Here is an 18,911-nt window from a genome sequence, read left to right on the forward strand (position 1 = left end):
ATCCGCAAGCAACTGGAGTACTTCCCTACCTTGCGAGCGGCAATGGAGTATGTTCTGAGTTTAGTGTCCTAACCAACCTGGCGGTTGCTATAAATCAGATTTTCCCCGGAATCAAAAACCTGCGTCAAGGTCAAGCCATTCGCACCTATTGGCCTGGAGAGAAATACACAAGAGCCTCCTATGCTTGCTATTTAGTCGGACAATGGACAGGGATAAGTGGAGCTGAACAAGAACGTGTAGGTAATCTATTTTTTGCTAGTGAACACTGCTCTCCCTCCTACCAAGGATATATGGAAGGGGGTTGTAGAACAGGTGAAGTTGCAGTCCAAAGAATCCTCAAAGATTTAGGTTGGCGAAATATCCCTGCTCAACAGAAAAAACTAATTAATACTAATCAACTAAATCATCATCATCCCAGGATTCCAAGGGACGAACGTTTTTCTGACGACTACACCGAAAAGTAAAGTACTTAGTCCTCAGTAATCAATATAACGCTCTCAAATGAGTCAGAAGCCAGAGGTCAGTATATTTTTATTTCTAGCTTCTAACTTTCCAAACCAGAGCCTATTGCATACAATCAAAAACTTTTTTTTAGAAGTCCAAATCTGTTACAGCGTCAAGGCTACTAGAAGATTAGGACTTACGCACAAGTTACGGAATAACGAACCGCAGAGGCACAGAGGGCATGGAGAAATCAGAGTTTGAGAGATATTTTCCGTAAGTTCTATAAAAGAACGATCTGCCCATTTAAAATGCATCTGAGTACACAGTTAAAATTTTGTTGTCCTAACTGCCAGTAGAACAATAGTATTGCTCTCCTATTTTCCAAAGCTTCAGCGCAACCATCAGAAAGAGAATACCTGCGATTGGCGAGATATAACAAAACCACAAAGGCACTAAAAACACATTTTCTTTTTCAAGTACTGCAAGCAAAGGAAAATAACTGACGCAAGCAAGCGGTATCAAAAAAGTAAAAAATCGCTGAAACCATTTACTATAAATTGCAAGTGGGTACTGAGCCGTTTCGACTCCTCCATAAGTGAGGATATTCATAATTTCGAGAGATTCAATAGTCCAGAAGGTGATGGTTGCTTGCATAATGACAATGCCAACAAATAGCGCAACTCCACCAAGAAATGAAGCGCCCAAAAGCCATAAATTTTTAAGAGTTAAAGGGATATGGAGAGATGAAAGTGACCACCACATAATAACAATTCCTTGAAGTAATCTTCCGATTTGTTTCAAAGTAAATTCTTTACCTAAAAGTTGAAGTGCTGTAGTACGTGGACGAAGAAGTAATCGGTCGAAGTCTCCACTTTTAATTATTGTTGTAAATGAGTCAAAACCTTTTCCAAGGGCATCAGCACAGGCGAAAGAAATATTAACTATTCCATAAAAGAGAGCAACTTCATTCAAAGTCCACAAACCAATATTATTAAAACGAGTAAAAAGTGCCCAGACTCCAAAAAATCCAACAGTAGTTCCTAAAAACTGTCCTATGACTTGCAGCCAAAAATAAACTTTGTACTGCATTTGCGACTTGAAAGATACAGAAATATATCGAAGGTAAAGCAAAAAATCATTCATAGCCGCATCGTGATTTTTATCTAAAATCAATTACCTAACTTAGCTTCCTGCTTGACAAAATTACGAATTATTTATTCATCCTCCCTGAATTACAAGCTTTCTGATGCCATATTTCACAAGGAAACGCCCAAGCATAATAATGACAACTATCCAGAAAGTTTGATGCAGTAAAACATTAAACAGTGCGCTTGCTTGAAGATTACCAGTAAAAAGACGAAAAGGTTTGTCGATTAGTCCGGAAAAAGGAAGTACATTCAAAAAAGGCTTGCTCCACTCAGGAAAAAGTGGTAAAGGAACAATCATGCCAGAGAAAATAATCACAAGAGTTGGTAGAATACTATTAATCCCCTCACCAGAAATTGTCCACATCATTGATACAGTAAGAAGCATTGTCAATGCAGATGAAAGTAAAATTGCACCAATAAAAGAGAGAAAAAAGGCAACAAAAGAAGCAAAGGAGGGTGGAATAGAAAGCGACCATTCATAAAACCCTAAAAGGGGGAAAATAAAAATTGTGACACCAAGAAGTGGAATAGCACGAAGTATCAGGGGTGTTGTGCGAAGTGCCAAAGCGCGAGTAAACCAAAAATTATAAAGGTCTGTAGGTCGGAGAAGATCGTATCCTACAGCACCAGATCGTATGAGTTCTTGAATATCTCTATCACCTCCCCAAGGGACAATGGCCATCAGAAACGCCTGTTCCAGCCACACATATCCTACAGCCTGTTGAAAAGTCATCGGTTGAGCAGAGGTTGCATGAGTAAAGAATGCTTGTAAAACCATTACTTTCACTAATCCCCAAAAAAGCTGAGTTACAACGCCTGCCAATGCAGCAGTACGGTATTGCAACAGCAGGGTAAATCTAGCAACAAACAACGACCAATATGCTTTCATGTAACAATTCCTGCTGAAATTGCATAAAGTTCAGCAATTATCTCCTCAATGGGTGGATTTTCCACAAAAAGATCCTCTACTTCATGTTGCGAGGTAACTTGGCTGATCAAAGACGCAGCAGAAAGCTTTGTGGGATCGAAGGCGAGAGTTACGGTGCGACCTTCTTTAAAGATAATACTGACTCCTTCTTCCTCAAAAAAGAAATCATCGTTTGCTAGGTCGATTCTTAAGTACCGACGCGAGGAAACTTGAGAACGCAGTGCTGCTAGAGATCCATCACAAAGGATTTCACCTCCACCAATAATAATTATGCGATCGCACAATGCCTCGATATCATCCAGATCATGGGTAGTCAGGATGGTAGTTACTTGATGAGTTTTATTCAGCGCTTTGATAAATTTTCTGACTGCAAGCTTGGAAACTGCATCAAGTCCGATGGTGGGTTCATCAAGAAAAAGAATTTCTGGTCTGTGAAGCATTGCGGCGGCAAAGTCACATCGCATCCTTTGACCAAGGCTTAACTGCCTCACGGGAGTCGAGAGAAAACTTCCAAGATCAAGCAAATCAATCATTTCTTCACGTGTCTGGCGATACTCTAATTGGGGAACGCGATAAATATCCCGCAGCAAATCGAAAGACTCAATCACTGGCAAATCCCACCAGAGTTGTGTTCTTTGTCCAAACACTACACCGATACGATTAACGTGCTTGATTCGATCTTTCCAAGGAGTTCGGCCGCCAATTAAACATTTTCCACTGGAAGGTACGAGAATACCGCTTAAAATTTTAATCGTAGTCGATTTACCAGCTCCATTTGGGCCAATGTATCCTACAAGTTCTCCCCGCTCCAAGGAAAACGAAACTCCTTTAAGGGCATAAACTTCTCTAGTTTTTCGCTGCACAAGCCCTCGTATTGAACCGAAAAGCCCAGAAGAACGTTCAGACACAAAGAAAGTTTTCCTGAGATTTTCGACCAGAATGTGAGACATATTTTGTTAGTCTGTTATCGCTTGCAGAAGTGTTTTTTACCTAGAATACATATACTAACCAGTTTTCAATACTCTGACTGCAAATGAATAAAGCTATTTTGAGGTTGTCAGTGATGTACACTGACTACGATCAATATGGTTTTCCTGGTGGGAATGCGCTCGTGCTAGGAGTTATTCTCGGACGGGAGCCGTGATCGCTTCAGCAGTATATCCACGAGCTTGCGAACTGCAAGGTGGCTTCATGACCTCTAGGCGATGACATGTGAACGCAAATAGTCTGTTGTCTGAAGTAGGCATACGATATTGGGTGGTGTTTTAAATTTGTTGTTCTACTTTTGTAAACGTTTGACTTGGTTAAATCTAAACGCCATCAACCACATATCTACAACACCACCGAATCAGCTTTTATCTGGACTCACTGAAGTGGAAATTAAGGACTTCAAGTCAACCCGGTTTTGCAACCTTAGCAAGACTGTCTGTTTTCAAGTGCTAACGTCAAATCAATTCAAGATGCAAAGGAGAAAAAAATGGTACAAGTAGCAAAGATAGGTCATGCCGGATTTAAAACGCCAGATGTAGAAGGTATGCTGGCATACTATACAGAAATTTTGGGGTTTACTCTGACCGAACGAGGCTCTGATGGAGCCGTCTATTTAAGCTGTGCAGTAGATCATCATACAATCATCCTCTATCCCTCTACAGAAAGTGGTCATAATCACTTTGCTTTTCAAATTGATGGTAGTCAGACATTGAAAAAGGTAGCGAAACAACTGCGTGACGCAGGTATCCAGGTAGAGCAAAAAACAGATGCCCAACCAGGAATACCGGAACTGCTTGAGTTTTGCGATCCGGAAGGACATACTCTCCAGCTATATTCAACTATTCAACAAGTCAGTCATGGGTTTCGAGAAACAGGCATCGTCCCGGAAAAATTAGGTCACGTCGCCATGTATGTGCATGATGTCCATAAATGTGTTGATTTTTATCAGAATATGTTAGGCTTTCGCGTGTCTGACTGGCTCGAAGATAGCTTTGTCTTCATGCGATGCAATCAGGATCACCATACGATGAATTTTTTGCAGTCTAAACAGCAAAAAATGTTCCATATTGCCTTTCAATTACGAGACTGGGCACAGATGCAAACTGCTTGTGATTTTTTGGCAAGGCACAACATTACACCTCTTTGGGGGCCTGTGCGCCACGGGATAGGACATAACATCGCTACGTATCATAAAGATCCTGACAAAAATATAGTCGAACTATTTACCCAAATAGATATCATGCTCAACGAAGTAGGATATTTTGAACCCCGACCCTGGCACGAAGATTTTCCTCAAAGACCGAAAGTATGGAAGGATACTCTGCAAGCCGTGGCTCACTGGGGCGGATTACCACCCAAGGAATTAATGGAGTAAGTTGGTTGATGAGCAAAAAACACCCAAAGACGTGAAGATGCAAGCCCTTCAGCGCTGAAGAAACTTATGCCACGATCTATGCATATAGTTATCTATAGATAGATAACTATATGCGGACTATTCTTTCTGCTTGCTTCTGACAGATGATGTCTTTAAACTCTCTTGTCAATAGCATTTGAGATTCGAACGACTAACCCAACGACGGAGATTGCGTTGAACTGTTCAGACGTGACGCAGGCATTCACTTACACAGCTAAAATGATTTCAAGGAAACTCTTCAGCAAAATCACAACGCTGAAAATTGGCCTGTAAGTATTATCTGGTGCGATTGCAGGAGGCAAAAAATGGGCTTGGCTGGATTAAGAATTGTGTTGGTAGAACCAGCTGGGCCGATAAATATCGGCGCAATCGCCAGAGTAATGAAAAATTTCGGGCTATATAATTTAGTATTAGTGAACCCCCAATGCGATCCACTATCGACGGAAGCTTTGATGATGGCTGTTCACGCTAAAGAAATTTTAGAATCTGCGGTATTCGTGGCGACCTTACCAGAAGCATTACATGGATGTGTACGGGCGATCGCTACCACTGGTCGTGTTCGCAGTTGGGAAACACCCTTAGAAAATCCCCGCACTGCACTACCCTGGTTACTGGAGGAAGCAGAAAAACCCACAGCACTGATTTTTGGCAGAGAAGACCGGGGATTAAGCAATGAAGAATTAAATTATGCACAGCGGTTTGTTGGTATTCCTACAAGTCAGGATTATGTCGCCCTGAATTTGGCTACTGCTGTAGCAATCTGTTGTTATGAATTGTCACAATCTGCCCAACAACTTGACACTCAAACCCTACCTCAAACTGAACTCGCACCTTTAGATGTTGTGGAAGGATACTACCAGCAATTAGAATCACTATTACTGAAAATTGGTTATGTATATCCCCATACGGCAGCTAGTCGCATGGTAAAATTTCGCCAATTGTATAATCGCGCTCACTTGAAAACTGGGGAGGTAGCCATGCTGCGAGGAATTTTGCAGCAGGTAGAATGGGCCCTGAAAAACCAGAAGAATAGTGAAAACTTGTAATTATTCGTTTAATATATATGCAATCATCTCCCCAAAATATTTAATATCGCTTAAACTAAACACAAAAATGCTACTTAGTGGCAAAGTGGAATTTGAGTATTAATATTGCTTAAAAATTAAATTTGGGGTTAAGAGTCTGCAAGAAAACAGTCAAGTGGGTCACAAGGAGTAACGGTGTCAGAATCAAGTGGCGAACTAACAGCTTTCTCGCGGCGTCAACCCTTAAATCGCCGCCAGCAGCCACAAAAAGTTCAAAAAGTGGTAAAGAAAGTTAAAGCTAACAGTCAGCAGCAAACTACAAATGGAAAAGAAGGGACACTAACACGCCCAAAAAATCAAATCAGTCCTCCCTCAATCCCTGGCGCTACACGTAGGGTAAAATCGGGGTTAGTCATGCCAACGGCAGTAAAACCAATACCTAGTGTCAAGGGAAAAATTCCTCCCTTCCGACCAGGTGCTGTGATGGTTAAAACAGTACGGATGGAAAAGCCAAAAATGGGTAGGCGTTCATCACGGAAAACCCGGTTAAAGCCAATGGCAAAAACCATGTTGTATGTTTTGCGGTTGTTGATTGTAGGTGTTGGGATGGGTGCAATTGTCGGCACAGCGTTGTCAGTATTAGACCCAGCTAATCGCATCAGCACGAACTCGGCGTCGCAATCTAATAGTAATATTAGTAATGTGGCGCGATCGCAGCCACAACCTACCCAAACTCCCCCAACCGTAGCTTCGAGTCTATACCTATCTCAGGAAATTACCTCTTTGAAAAATGCCGTGCAAAATTTGGTGGCCACCAACCCAAATCTCACACCCGGAATTTTCTTAGTAGATTTAGATACTGGTAATTATATAGATATCAATGCCTCTACCAGTTTTCCGGCGGCTAGCACGATTAAAGTGCCGATTCTGATTGCCTTTTTCCAGGATGTGGATGCGGGGAAAATTCGCCTAGATGACATGTTGACCATGCAACAGGATATGGTAGTTGGTGGTTCAGGAAATCTGCAATACAAACCACCAGGAACTCAGTATGCCGCTTTGGAAGTCGTCACTAAGATGATTACAATCAGCGACAATACGGCGACAAATATGCTGATTGCTCGACTGGGAGGAATCGATGCTTTAAACCAGCGTTTCCGTAGTTGGGGATTGACAACCACAACAATTCGTAATCAACTCCCAGATTTGCAAGGGACAAACACCACTAGTCCCAAGGAACTAGGGAATTTAATGGCGATTGTGAGTCAGGGAAATTTAGTCAGTATGCCATCACGCGATCTCATGCTCGATATCTTGCGTCGTACCCAAAAAGACACTCTGCTGCCAGCAGGTTTGGGAACAGGTGCAAGAGCATACCATAAAACGGGTGATATCGGCACAATGTTGGCAGATACAGGTTTAATTGTTGTTCCAACTGGCAAGCGCTACATAGCTTCCGTCATGGTACAACGCCCAGCAAACGATCCTCGCGCCGAAAAATTGATTAGCTCAATTTCTCGTGCAGCCTACCAAGAGTTTAGCCAAAATCCTATCACACCCAACACCACTATAAACACTGTACCCGCAAATGGTTATCAGCCCCAGGTTGCAAATCCTGCTTTACCTAACGGTACAACAGGCACTGCGCCCATGAGCATTTATCAGCCTCCTGTTGTCAGCCCTGTACCCAACGGTATGGGAGGTACTGTGCCGACAAATGGTTATCAATCTCCAGTTATGAATCCGCAGTATTATCCCCCAAGATAATTCGTAATTCTCTTTTTAATGATGGTAATTTCGTTATAAATGGGATTTAAATATTTATAAAAAAATAATTATAAATTATGTTTGATATGAATTGAAAAATCCCGTTGTCCAATAAGCTTTCCGGGTTAGCCCAAAAATAGAATTTGGAAATCATCAATGAAATTACAAGAGTTTCAACACCTAATTAATACTAGACGTAAATTATAAATTTTTTAATTGCAAATTGACGATCGATTCAAAAATATGTAAATAAACACTGAACTAGAGTTGATAATTGCTAAAAACAAAGTTAAATAATCTTGTTGTCTTTTAACTTTTAACTTTTTTGATATCGCATTCCTGGTAGTTGGCAAACGAAACCCATAAGTTCCAGCTGTAACAAAGCACTAGAAACTAAGCCAGCAGCCATACCAGTTTGTTGGACAATAAAATCGAAGGGTAAAGCATCACTTGCGAGTGCCTCCGGCACGCCTGCGGCGAACGCATTCATTACCGTTTGCAACTCTGGCGATAAAGTTGGCAAACTTAACTTCTCTGGTGCTATAAAAGCCTCAATTGCATCAATTTGTGGTATCGCTCCTAACATTGTTAACAATTCGTCTAGTTCTTTAACAATGAAGGAAGCTCCCTGACTCAATAACTTTAAGCACCCTTGAGATGGATAATCGTCTAGTCTCCCAGGTAATGCATAGACATCTCTACCAAATTCATTTGCGTAGGTAGCTGTTATTAAAGCACCAGATTTTAATGGCGCTTCCATTACTAGGATGGCGCGGCTTAAGCCTGCAATAATTCGGTTGCGCCGGGGAAAGTGAGTGCGATCGGGTGGGGTTTTTGTGGGGTATTCACTTACGACTAACCCAGCCGTCAAAATTTGCTTGTACAAATCCCGATTTTTATGTGGATAGATCACATCTACGCCAGTCCCCAAAACTGCGATCGTCCGTCCACCAGCTTTCATGGCAGCGATGTGACTTTCTGTGTCAATTCCCTCTGCCATCCCAGAAACGACTGTAAAGCCATTTTTAGCCAAAGCTGTACTAATTTGGCGAGTCCAACGGATACCATATTCTGAGGGTTGGCGGGTTCCGACAATCCCAACCATTGGTTTTTGTCCGAGATTTTCTTGGAGTTCGACTTCACCGCGATAGTACAAAATTGGCGGTGGACTGGGAGTTTCTAGCAGTAAGCGGGGATAATCTGCATCTGCTGGTGTCCAGAAATGAGAGTTTTCCTGCTGGTGCTTGGTGAATAGTTGTTCTGGGTGCAAACGCGATCGCTGTTGTACTACTTTTTCTAGTGTTTGGAAACCCAAACCTTCTACTTCTCCCAACTGTACCTTAGTAGCCTTCCAAGCTGTTGCCAGCGTGCCAAAATGCTGTTGCAGCCGTCGCAGTAATACCGGCCCAATTCCCGAAATTTGCGCCCAAGCTAGCCAATATGCGCTTTCATCTACCACATTTCTATCCTCACACCACTGGATTGAGTATTCCCAAATTAGGGTTAGCTATTGATGTGAAAGGGGATGAGGAGGTAGGAGAGCAGGGGAGTAGGGAAGCAAGGGGAAAATTCCTCTCCTGTGCACCCTTCGCTCTGCCTCTTGTGCCCAATCCCCCTTGACTTTTGACTCTTGACTCTTGACTATTAATTATTGACTATCTATCCTCTTATCTTCTGTGATGAAATATTTTTATCGTCTTCTAATAAGCCTATCTGGGTGCTTAATATTTTTACTGCTGCATAGTGGCCTTGGTTTATTGCCTAGTTTGGCAGCTGAAAAAGTTACCGTTAGGTACGGATTGTTTGAGCAATCAATCCCGGTGGCAGATATACGTAACTATGGCGAGACACAAAAGGTTTCTGCCGCTCTGCAATCTTTCCTACATTACCTCAGCGTTAAAGACAAACAGAAGTTCCAAGAAGCTCTTCAGGTGAAAATGTCGCTTGATATTGTGGCTTTAGATAAGCTGATAAATACAGGAATGGGCAAGCAAATTTTATCTTTTGCTTCTGGTACGATCGCCCGTCGCGATCAAGCTAGTATACAAGCGCTACGATCTGCTATTATCATCGGAGCAAAATCGCCAGAAGGTCTAGGAATAACCAGCTTTCTACAAGCCTATCCTAGTAATCAATTAGTTGTTGATGTGTCAAAAATTCAGAAACTAGTCGGCATGGCAAATTCCTCTTCTAGTTCTGCTGATGCACCGCCGAAAGATGACGTAAGTTCTTCACCTTTAGGGAAAATTGCACTACAATATCAAACACTCGCTGCCCAAGATAAACAGTTCTCAGGTTGCTTATTTGGCGATTCTATTTCGGCTGGACTTGGCAATACTCTTGGGAGTGGCACTTTTAATTTTGGGTTAAATGGTTTGAGTACAATCTCATTACTAGAACAACTCAAAAGTTTAATTCCTACCAAAGTGAAATGCGAAAAAGCCATTATTGCCATAGGTGGAAATGATGCTTTGTATAAAATTAGTGATGAATTATTTAGCAAAAATCTCCAAGAGGCGATCGCACTTGTCCGCACAATGGGAACTAAAGAGATTTTTCTGATTCCGGCTTTTTATTCGACAGTTGCAGCAAGCTCAGATCCAACTGTAGCAGCCCCACTTGCTAGAATTGAACAAATTAATGTTCTGATTAATCAAGTTGCTGAAACAGAAAAAGTGCCAGTTGCCGCAGCTGGACTAGCACCACTATATGAAAATAATGTTCTTAAAGAAAATTACACCAGTGATGGCGACCATCTGAATGCAGAGGGTCTGAAAATTTATCGGCAAGCATTATTACAAATCCTGGGTAAGTAATACTATTTTGAATTTTGGATTTTGGATTGACTGAAAAATCTAAAATCTAAAATTCAAAATTAAATAGCTTCTGAAGCCAACATTTCTGCTGTATCACTGTTAGGCTTTCCAATTCAAAAACCGTGCATAAATATAAGCGATGCCTTCATCAATAACCATTCGCACACCTTCACTAGAACTCCACCATTTGTTTGGATTATAATCTTGCGTTTTAGCGGCGATTACGCCAACATTAATTCGAGGGGTAAGTATTTTTTTAAAAAGAAACCAACTCCTACGGGCATGAACGTCCAAGGAAAAAAGATTAATCGATTCGATCTTTAAATTTGAATTGGATAGCCAACGTTCAAATTCAGCAGCAGATGCATAACTACGATCCTTAACCACGAAAGGTGTCGGAACAGCTACTACTTTTTCTGCTTCTAAACCAAGTTTGATGAAGGTGGCTGCTGACACGTCTGCAAAGTTCTTGTATCCAGTAAGATAACTTCCTTTTCCTAATGTGCCTCCGGTAGTAATTATTTGATGATAAGAACCGGTTTGAAATTCAGTCAAAGCTTCTTCTATAGCGTAATCTGGTAGCCATCCTTCAACAATTAATACTTCTGCTGATTCGATCGGGGAAGTTACGGCGAGAAATGAGTGTACATGAGTAATAATGAAAAATATTAAGTAAACAATCAAAGCGATCGCAATCGCCCACCCTTGAGCCGTAAGTGTCCACATTTCTTGGCGTTTGATTAGTTTAATTTTGGGAAATTTTTGACACCGACGATTTTTTATCCGCATTAACCCTTAGCTAAACGTTGTTCTTTCAAGTAGGTAAACACAGACTTATCTCCAATATCAGCAGGAATTGCTTGGACTGTCTTTCGCAGGGCAAACACTAAAAATAATATCGCCCAAGTTCCTAATAAAATGCTTTCTCCTTGAGTTGGTAAAATTCCCACCAAATGTCCTAACAACAGTAGCGGTACAATTGGGGTTAATACTTTGGTTTCCAGGCGATTGAAGCAAAAAGCCTCTTTAAAATAAATACCTGTTAAAGCTACGAAGATAAAACCAACCCCAAATAAGGTAATTGGCTGATTGTAAACAGCAAGAGCTAAAGGTTCACTATTAGTGATTGCCAATATCACTGATGCGATACTACCGATCGCCCAAAAAACTTGCAACGTTCGGTGCAGTGATGCCATATAGATATGGATGGTAAATAAACTTACACCAAGAGCGAGACTAAAACAAGCATATAGAGGTGTCAGTAAAGTTACAACAGTTGGGTTATTGTTGAGTAAAATCAAGGCGCTGCCGATGGCAAAGCTCAGTGCTGCTACCATTAATCCAGCGCGATAGATAATTACGCCAGTGCGATCACTCTGAGTAATTGTAAATTCCCCAAACTGACCTTGATAAACTTCTGGTGCAGAGAGTGTTTGTGTAGTCATAGCTAAGAATATAATTATGATTCTCTAGTAGAGTACAACGGGAAATTGCTCAAGGGTTACTTTTATTATTATGAGCAATAAGGCGAACTTCATGTCACCATTCCTAAACTTACATCTTTTAGCAGTTACTTTCTGGAAATTTTTGTTAGATTCACACTGCCTACGGCGAGTTAAAATGCTTATTTTTAGGTGGTGTGCAGTGTCCACCCTCCGTTTTATATCTATAGATTTTCCCCTTTCTTTGTCTTTTCCACAAATTACCAACAGGCACTTTGCAGCCTGGTGATTTTTCACTGTCTTAACTTTAGCAATATTCACTTGTCTGATTTTCTTAAAAAAACAAGACTTCTAACGCATCTTGTAAATTAATCTGTAATTGTGAGTGAGCATGTCCGCAATTAATGGCAATTTCTACCCAGCCATGACTGCCAACTAAAGCTATTATCTCTCCCACTTTGACCTCACTGTAAGTTTCACAGCCTGGTATACTCAATCCAGCAACTTGCACATACCAACTTTTGTTTTGCACGTAACTCACTGGAATGTTACTCACTAGGTTGCCAAAGTGGTCAATATATTGAATGCAACCCACTACACCAGTTTTTGTCTGCTTGCAGTTGCCTATATCCAGCTTTACCAAACTTATTGGGTCGATTTCTTGTCCTAGCTGTTTTAGAGGAACACCACTAGCAAGATTAGCTGCCACTGGTGCAAAGATATCTCTACCGTGAAAAATCTTGCTTGGTTGAGGAGTTCGCCAATAATTAAGATTTGTAAGTTCTACGGCTGTGATCGCCAGACTTTGACTGAGTACCCCGCTAAAGATACCATTATCTGGCCCGACCAAAAACCCTTGAGCAAATTCTACTGCGATCGCCCGTCGCTTGCTTCCCACACCCGGATCTACTACTGCCAGATGCACTGTCCCAATTGGGAAATGGCCATAAGCATTCATCAGGCTAAACCTAGCTGCGGCGATGTCTTGCGGCAGAATTTGGTGCGTTAAATCTACCACCGTCAGTCTGGGGTTGATTTGGGCTATGACTCCCTTGATTATGCCTACATAAACATCGCGATCACCGAAATCGCTCAGTAAGGTCACGAGTGGTTGTCGATCTATCTGGTTATTAGACATATTTTGATAAAATATATAAAAAAGATATTTTCTGTAGCAACAGCTACAAAATATGTGCTATGTTAAGAATACAAGACATAAATTGAAAGATTAAGCGAGGTAATCACTATGAATCAAAATAGACTACAAAGCATAAGCAAATCACGAGAAGCTCACAGAGCCAATATTCAAAGAAGCCTAGAGCATCGCTTGGAAATAGCCAGAGCAAAAGGCGACGAACAGCTAATTCGTCAACTGGAAGCTGAAATGAGATATTCCAGCTAAATCAAGTTTTCATTGTTCATAGTTTTGTTGTGCAACCCGCTACGGCGGGTTTTTTTTTGTTTTCAGGGAGTTTTCTGGTAATTTCGCTTTAACAGCGTTTTGCAATTAATTGAATTATTCCACTCCTTACCCGCATTTCTCACAAGCAGTGCGATGCCTACGGCAGGCTACACCTACGCTATTACCCAAACCTTTATTGAGCTTAGATTTTGAGCGTTTTAGACACTAGTATCCGCTCAATAAATCGGGGTAGTGGAAAAAAGAAAAAATTGAGCCGATACAATAATTTCACATTATATGTAAAGGTGAAAAAATCAATAACACCCGAAGGCTAGGTTTTGCATATACCGGAAGGTAGAAAGCCATGACACCAGACAGCAACAATCACGGAAGCGATTATACCAGCTTAACCCATGCCCATACTCGCTTCGGTTTAGTCAGAATTGAAGACAAGTAGTTTTTCCCAGAGTGGTCTGAAGGCTTACCTAAAATTACTGAAGCTGAAAAAATATCCCTAAATAAATGTACTTCGGCCAATAAATTTGATAATCTTGCTTATTTTGGCTCCAAGTTCAGCATTCATTCGCCATTTTTTCAAACTTGCATCTGTAAATGTACTTTCAAATTTAATGGTTCCGTTGGCTGGACTATTAGATGTAATGTTTTTAAGTCATTTAGCAGGTGTGGGACTAGCAACAATTTTGTTCAATTACATTTATTGGACATTCGGTTTCTTACGCATGAGTACAACCGGAATGGTTGCACAGGCAAGAAGACGTAAATATAATCAATCAGTTGTGTTGATTGGTTTACAGTCCTATTGGCTATCAATTTCATCCCAAAGTCTGGTTCTTTATATGAGTATCGATACTAGCTAGACCCCCATCATTGAAGACGTTGACTAAATCATCTCTCCCGTCTGCGTTAAAATTGCCGACTAGCCATTTTTGAGTATCCCCAAACCCACCTTGGCCAGTTGCCCATCGCTGGCTATCAAAACCCTCACCATTAGACAAGTGAGTATCGATACTAGCTAGACCCCCATCATTAAAGACGTTGACTAAATCATCTTTCCCATCTGCGTTAAAATCGCCGACTAGCCATTTTTGAGTATCCCAAAACCCGCCTTGGCCAGTTGCCCAGCGCTGGCTATCAAAACTCTCACCATTAGATAAGTGAGTATCGATACTAGCTAGACCCCCATCATTAAAGACGTTGACTAAATCATCTTTCCCATCTGCGTTAAAATCACCAACTAGCCATTTTTGAGTATCCCCAAACCCACCTTGGCCAGTTGCCCAGCGCTGGCTATCAAAACTCTCACCATTAGATAAGTGAGTATCAATACTAGCTAGACCCCCATCATTAAAGACGTTGACTAAATCATCTTTCCCATCTGCGTTAAAATCGCCGACTAGCCATTTTTGAGTATCCCAAAACCCGCCTTGGCCAGTTGCCCAGCGCTGGCTATCAAAACTCTCACCATTAGATAAGTGAGTATCGATACTAGCTAGACCCCCATCATTAAAGACGTTGACTAAATCATCTTTCCCATCTGCGTTAAAATCACCAACTAGCCATTTTTGAGTATCCCCAAACCCACCTTGGCCAGTTGCCCAGCGCTGGCTATCAAAACTCTCACCATTAGATAAGTGAGTATCAATACTAGCTAGACCTTCATCATTGAAGACGTTGACTAAATCATCTTTCCCATCTGCGTTAAAATCGCCGACTAGCCATTTTTGAGTATCCCAAAACCCCCCTTGACCAGTTGCCCATCGCTGGATATTAGGAAAGTTTAAAGTACCACTGATAAAGTACTGCCCCAAACTGCCGTAATCCGTGTAGCCAGTTGAAAGAGGATCTTCTTTTCCTATACCATCAATTTTGAGGTAATAATTTCCAGCAACGACATTTGTTGTAATACTTGCAGATAGTAAATCTGTTGGATTGGATGATGCAATTAAGGTACCAGCAGAATTGTATAGCTCTGCCAAAATGTCTAAGTTTGGCCCTGGACTAAAAGGATTCACTGTCAAGCTAATCAGACCAGTACCTGTGACAAAACTATAAAAATCTAAATCTGTATTGCGCTCAATGATGCCACTACCACTGATAGACGTACTAGAAATGGTTAGTGGCTTTGCTGTCGCAATTGTATCACCACAATCATCGGCTCGGTAGGTGAAACCATTTTGGGTCGTAAGAATTTGCAAATCATCCTCAGTATTGTTAGCAGAAGTATACTCGCCTTTACTCCACTGGGTTAGCTCCTGGTAATACCCCGGCGATCCCATAATCGGTGCCCAGCCAGTCTCTCCACTACCATGTCCTTCGTAGTATTCTTCAGCGGGGGTTATTTGTCCATCATGCTGGAGTCCCAGCGTATGACCTACTTCATGAGAGATAGTATCAGCCGTATACTTCTCATCACCGTTTATCGTTTCTTCAGGAAAAACAAAAGTAGGAGTATCACTATCCCAGTTGAAAGAACCAACTTTGGCGACTCCTGCGGCTCCTTTACCATACCAATCGTAACTGCTACCACCAATCGCAACACGCACCCCCCAGCGAGTATCATCACTGCCGCTCTTAATCAGATCGTTAATATCTGCTGGAGCCTGCGTTGTGACATTAACATTAAACGGGCTGAAATCCTCAGCGACGCGCTGCCAGATATACTGAATTGTTTCAAGTTCAGCCGAGCTAAAGGATGCTGTATTGCCGTCGAAGTCGAAGGCAGGGGTGATAATGTTAGCCGGACGTTCACTTGTGTTCCAGGAAGTACCAGAGGTGATATTGCCGTCGAAATCTAAATAAATTGTCTGATTAGCTCCTAGTAAGCTGTTGAGGAAGAAAGTTTTAGACAGGTCTAAAGAAGCTGATACTGACATATAATTTCATCCTTAAAGGAAACTTCTATTAATTTCTCTGTATCAAGCAGAAAACTTTACGTACTTTGCTATGCAATCTTTACAAAAAGTTATAATCTGCTCTCACCGATACTGGAAATATTTACATTTCATCTCGCAGGATGGTATCAACTAACTAACAAACTACTGTTGATGTACCATAACTAGTATTTCCTTTGCGTTCAAAAATGTGGCGTTGCATAATTGAAGTATGAATTTGAGCGTAGGCGTAGCCCGTCGTAGACATCACTATGCAATGTCCAAGGTGTGCATCAACTCATATCCGCAAGAACGGCAAAAAATATGGTAAACAAAATTATATATGTGCAAATTGCGGTCGTCAGTTTATAGATTCTTATGAACAGCAGGGTTATCCTGAGTCCATGAAAAAAGAGTGTTTAGAAATGTACGTGAATGGTTCAGGATTCCGTGCAATTAAGTGAGTGAAGAAAGTAGATCATACAACTGTAATAAATTGGGTTAGAAAGCTGGGAGATACCTTACCTAATTCACCTGAATATAATGAGATACCGGAAATTACTCAAGTTGATGAACTAGAAACTTTTGTAGGTAAAAAAAACCAAATTTGGTTGTAGACAGCAGTAAATAAGCATAATCCGAGAGTTATAACCTGGGTTTTAGGAGACGTAGTTCTGAAACTTTTAAACTGTTGTGGCAAATAATAAAATGTTGGCGCTGTCTTTTTTATGTCATAGGAGGCTCCGCAGTTTACCCTTGTTTTATTAGTAATGAAGACCAGATTGTAAGCAAAACTTAATTGACTTGAGTAGAAGGCGAAAATAGCCGTTTTAGACATTATTTGGCTAGGTTACATCGTAGACTTTTTGTTACTCTAAGCCAGAGGAAATACTGAAACTATTTATTCGATTAGTAATACAACAACCAGGTACGGTTCCGTGGCGTTGCGGGTGCGTAGCGCTTGCAACCTTGAGGCGATCGCATAATTCATACTTGGATTCAGCAACGCCAAATTGGTAAGTCAAAGATGTGGATAGTAGTCTTTGTATACTATATAGGGGGATAAAGACAGCGATCGCCTGGTTAAACCGCTCCCATAAGTTCGGGAGCTGCTCCCGTAAGTTGTCGAACCATTACAGTCGCAATATTGATAACTACAGCTTAAGTATGGTGACAGCAACTTCAATATTGCTGATGATGACTTAAGCATTCAAACGTAAGGGTGTACAGTTATGCTCTTATACCGCGTATTACATCCAAAATTTTTGTATTTTCCTTATTTTGCCAAAATCCGAAATATTGCACAGCAAACTTGTATAACATATCAGTGATAGCAATTCTCTAAAATCTGTCACCAGATTAAAACCCCAAAACTCAGATTTAATGTGACTTTTTTAATTACAAATTTAATACCTTTGCCAATTTACGTTTATCTTTTTTTGCACTCTTAACGCCTGATTGGGTCATTGATGAAGTCGATTTAATAGAAGAGATAATGACTAAAGAATTTTAGAGTCTCAACCAAGTTAATTTTGAGTCTGAGTCAGAATTGGTAAGGTAATGACAAATTCAGTTCCCTCACCAAGTGTAGAATTCACAACCAGTGAACCATTATGTTTTTCTACTACAATAGAGTGAGCGATCGCCAGTCCTAAACCCGTACCTTTACCAACTTCTTTTGTAGTAAATAAATAGTCAAATATTTTTTCTTTAACTCCTTCACTTATTCCCTTGCCATTATCAGCAATTGATATTTTTACGTTCTCATCTATCACTGAAGTTGTAATTATAATCTGGTTGGGATTATCCTTAATTTCTTTAAAACTCCGCTCAAAATTCCCTTCTTCTAATGCGTCAATAGCATTCGCCAGAATATTCATAAATACCTGATTTAATTGCCCAGAGAAACACTCTAAATCAGGTAAGTTACCATACTCAGTCATCACTTTAATAGCTGGACGTTGTTCATTTGCTTTCAGGCGATGTTTGAGAATTAAAATTGTGCTATCAATACCTTTATGGATATTAAAAGGTACTTTATAATCTTTATCTGCACGGGAGAAAGTGCGGAGACTGGTGCTGACATTTTTCAGGCGTTCGCAGGCCATGGCCATTTCATCAATCATTTTGGGCAAGTCTTCTAAGCTATAATCCAAGTCAATTTCTTCGGCGTGGTCTTTAATGTCATCATCCGGTTTGATTAAACTTTCTTGATAGAGTTTCAAGTGTTCAATAATATCAGCAATTGTGGGTTTAGCTTGTTGGAGAGTAGCAGAAATAAAGCCCAAAGGATTATTCATCTCGTGAGCAACCCCAGCAACTAAATTACCCAATGCTGACATTTTTTCTGCCTGCACAAGTTGCGTTTGGGCTTGTTGCAAATCCAGCAGTGTGCGTTCGACCTGTTCTCGGGCTTCAGTAATGGCGGCAATTTGGGGCAGACTAGTCCAACAGGCGATCGCCACTCCCACGAAGGCAACCGTCATTAACAAAATGCTAAACAACGCGACATGTTGCCCCACACCCACCCGATCTAAACCCGCCCTCACCCACCAGCCAATACTCACCGCACTGCACACTAAGCCAATTAAGATCATCACCTGAAATGCCAACCAATCTGTTTTGCTGGTATGGGGTTGCTGGT

14 protein-coding genes and 2 pseudogenes are annotated in these 18,911 nt (G+C 41.0%); 7 read left to right on the forward strand and 9 right to left on the reverse strand.

The annotated features are described in order from the left end of the window. The coding region (locus V7K89_RS05385; protein ID WP_335185049.1) for an FAD-dependent oxidoreductase at nucleotides 1-464 on the forward strand (464 nt) is incomplete at its 5' end. 322 nt (nucleotides 465-786) lie between these two features. On the opposite strand, the gene V7K89_RS05390 is transcribed toward V7K89_RS05385, so the two are convergent. From V7K89_RS05390 to V7K89_RS05400, 3 genes are read right to left on the reverse strand one after another with little or no spacing between them, the layout of a single operon-like run. Then, complete coding sequence (locus V7K89_RS05390; protein WP_335185051.1) at nucleotides 787-1,617, reverse strand: ABC transporter permease; 831 nt, start codon at nucleotides 1,615-1,617, stop codon at nucleotides 787-789. Between the two features lie 45 nt (nucleotides 1,618-1,662). Beyond that, nucleotides 1,663-2,481: an ABC transporter permease gene (locus V7K89_RS05395; protein WP_335185052.1), complete on the reverse strand. Its 819-nt coding sequence runs from the start codon at nucleotides 2,479-2,481 to the stop codon at nucleotides 1,663-1,665. Beyond that, nucleotides 2,478-3,470: an ABC transporter ATP-binding protein gene (locus V7K89_RS05400; RefSeq protein WP_335185054.1), complete on the reverse strand. Its 993-nt coding sequence runs from the start codon at nucleotides 3,468-3,470 to the stop codon at nucleotides 2,478-2,480. The genes V7K89_RS05395 and V7K89_RS05400 overlap by 4 nt, the downstream gene beginning before the upstream one ends. A 527-nt stretch (nucleotides 3,471-3,997) precedes the next feature. On the opposite strand from V7K89_RS05400, the gene V7K89_RS05405 reads away from it, so the two are divergent. The 3 genes from V7K89_RS05405 (at nucleotide 3,998) to V7K89_RS05415 (ending at nucleotide 7,716) form a co-directional block, all read left to right on the forward strand. Then, the gene (locus V7K89_RS05405) at nucleotides 3,998-4,885 is read left to right on the forward strand and encodes a VOC family protein (protein ID WP_335185056.1); all 888 of its coding nucleotides are present in this window, start codon (nucleotides 3,998-4,000) and stop codon (nucleotides 4,883-4,885) included. A gap of 344 nt (nucleotides 4,886-5,229) precedes the next feature. Then, entirely contained in the window at nucleotides 5,230-5,970 is a 741-nt protein-coding gene (locus V7K89_RS05410) for an RNA methyltransferase (protein ID WP_335185058.1), read from the forward strand. A gap of 174 nt (nucleotides 5,971-6,144) precedes the next feature. Continuing rightward, complete coding sequence (locus tag V7K89_RS05415; protein ID WP_335185060.1) at nucleotides 6,145-7,716, forward strand: serine hydrolase; 1,572 nt, start codon at nucleotides 6,145-6,147, stop codon at nucleotides 7,714-7,716. A gap of 316 nt (nucleotides 7,717-8,032) precedes the next feature. On the opposite strand, the gene dprA is transcribed toward V7K89_RS05415, so the two are convergent. Next, nucleotides 8,033-9,175 carry a DNA-processing protein DprA gene (dprA, locus tag V7K89_RS05420; RefSeq protein ID WP_335185061.1) on the reverse strand — a complete coding sequence of 381 codons (1,143 nt, stop codon included), beginning with the start codon at nucleotides 9,173-9,175 and terminating at the stop codon, nucleotides 8,033-8,035. Nucleotides 9,176-9,395: 220 nt separating this feature from the next. On the opposite strand from dprA, the gene V7K89_RS05425 reads away from it, so the two are divergent. Then, on the forward strand, nucleotides 9,396-10,532 hold the full coding sequence (locus V7K89_RS05425) for an alpha/beta hydrolase (protein ID WP_335185097.1): 1,137 nt from the start codon (nucleotides 9,396-9,398) through the stop codon (nucleotides 10,530-10,532). 99 nt (nucleotides 10,533-10,631) lie between these two features. On the opposite strand, the gene V7K89_RS05430 is transcribed toward V7K89_RS05425, so the two are convergent. The 3 genes from V7K89_RS05430 to V7K89_RS05440 all read right to left on the reverse strand — a co-directional run bounded on the left by V7K89_RS05430 (nucleotide 10,632) and on the right by V7K89_RS05440 (nucleotide 13,112). Beyond that, nucleotides 10,632-11,321 (reverse strand): YdcF family protein, encoded by a 690-nt coding sequence (locus tag V7K89_RS05430; RefSeq protein WP_335185063.1) that lies wholly within the window; start codon nucleotides 11,319-11,321, stop codon nucleotides 10,632-10,634. Beyond that, entirely contained in the window at nucleotides 11,321-11,977 is a 657-nt protein-coding gene (locus tag V7K89_RS05435) for a DUF2301 domain-containing membrane protein (protein WP_335185066.1), read from the reverse strand. The genes V7K89_RS05430 and V7K89_RS05435 overlap by 1 nt, the downstream gene beginning before the upstream one ends. Before the next feature lie 331 nt (nucleotides 11,978-12,308). Then, the gene (locus tag V7K89_RS05440) at nucleotides 12,309-13,112 is read right to left on the reverse strand and encodes an SAM hydrolase/SAM-dependent halogenase family protein (RefSeq protein ID WP_335185068.1); all 804 of its coding nucleotides are present in this window, start codon (nucleotides 13,110-13,112) and stop codon (nucleotides 12,309-12,311) included. A 108-nt stretch (nucleotides 13,113-13,220) separates the two neighbouring features. Between V7K89_RS05440 and pirA the strand changes: the two genes are divergently transcribed. Beyond that, the gene (gene pirA / locus V7K89_RS05445; protein ID WP_199784718.1) at nucleotides 13,221-13,376 is read left to right on the forward strand and encodes an arginine synthesis PII-interacting regulator PirA; all 156 of its coding nucleotides are present in this window, start codon (nucleotides 13,221-13,223) and stop codon (nucleotides 13,374-13,376) included. Between the two features lie 833 nt (nucleotides 13,377-14,209). On the opposite strand, the gene V7K89_RS05450 is transcribed toward pirA, so the two are convergent. Continuing rightward, nucleotides 14,210-16,270: a hypothetical protein gene (locus V7K89_RS05450; protein ID WP_335185071.1), complete on the reverse strand. Its 2,061-nt coding sequence runs from the start codon at nucleotides 16,268-16,270 to the stop codon at nucleotides 14,210-14,212. A gap of 269 nt (nucleotides 16,271-16,539) precedes the next feature. Here V7K89_RS05450 and V7K89_RS05455 point away from each other — a divergent pair. After that, a pseudogene (locus V7K89_RS05455) lies at nucleotides 16,540-17,287 on the forward strand (IS1 family transposase). 506 nt (nucleotides 17,288-17,793) lie between these two features. Here V7K89_RS05455 and V7K89_RS05460 read toward each other — a convergent pair. Continuing rightward, nucleotides 17,794-18,657 (reverse strand): annotated as a pseudogene (locus V7K89_RS05460) (sensor histidine kinase); the annotation flags it as partial. Nucleotides 18,658-18,911: the final 254 nt, after the last annotated feature.

The organism is Nostoc sp., from assembly GCF_036917515.1.
Taxonomy (GTDB): domain Bacteria; phylum Cyanobacteriota; class Cyanobacteriia; order Cyanobacteriales; family Nostocaceae; genus Nostoc.

Excerpts from the sequence above, each read along its gene's own strand:
- V7K89_RS05450 (WP_335185071.1), bottom strand. The coding sequence starts at position 16,270 with ATGTCAGTATCAGCTTCTTTAGACCTGTCTAAAACTTTCTTCCTCAAC.
- V7K89_RS05440 (WP_335185068.1), bottom strand. The coding sequence starts at position 13,112 with ATGTCTAATAACCAGATAGATCGACAACCACTCGTGACCTTACTGAGC.
- V7K89_RS05410 (WP_335185058.1), top strand. The coding sequence starts at position 5,230 with ATGGGCTTGGCTGGATTAAGAATTGTGTTGGTAGAACCAGCTGGGCCG.
- V7K89_RS05400 (WP_335185054.1), bottom strand. The coding sequence starts at position 3,470 with ATGTCTCACATTCTGGTCGAAAATCTCAGGAAAACTTTCTTTGTGTCT.
- pirA (WP_199784718.1), top strand. The coding sequence starts at position 13,221 with ATGAATCAAAATAGACTACAAAGCATAAGCAAATCACGAGAAGCTCAC.
- V7K89_RS05425 (WP_335185097.1), top strand. The coding sequence starts at position 9,396 with ATGAAATATTTTTATCGTCTTCTAATAAGCCTATCTGGGTGCTTAATA.
- V7K89_RS05395 (WP_335185052.1), bottom strand. The coding sequence starts at position 2,481 with ATGAAAGCATATTGGTCGTTGTTTGTTGCTAGATTTACCCTGCTGTTG.
- V7K89_RS05435 (WP_335185066.1), bottom strand. The coding sequence starts at position 11,977 with ATGACTACACAAACACTCTCTGCACCAGAAGTTTATCAAGGTCAGTTT.
- V7K89_RS05430 (WP_335185063.1), bottom strand. The coding sequence starts at position 11,321 with ATGCGGATAAAAAATCGTCGGTGTCAAAAATTTCCCAAAATTAAACTA.
- V7K89_RS05405 (WP_335185056.1), top strand. The coding sequence starts at position 3,998 with ATGGTACAAGTAGCAAAGATAGGTCATGCCGGATTTAAAACGCCAGAT.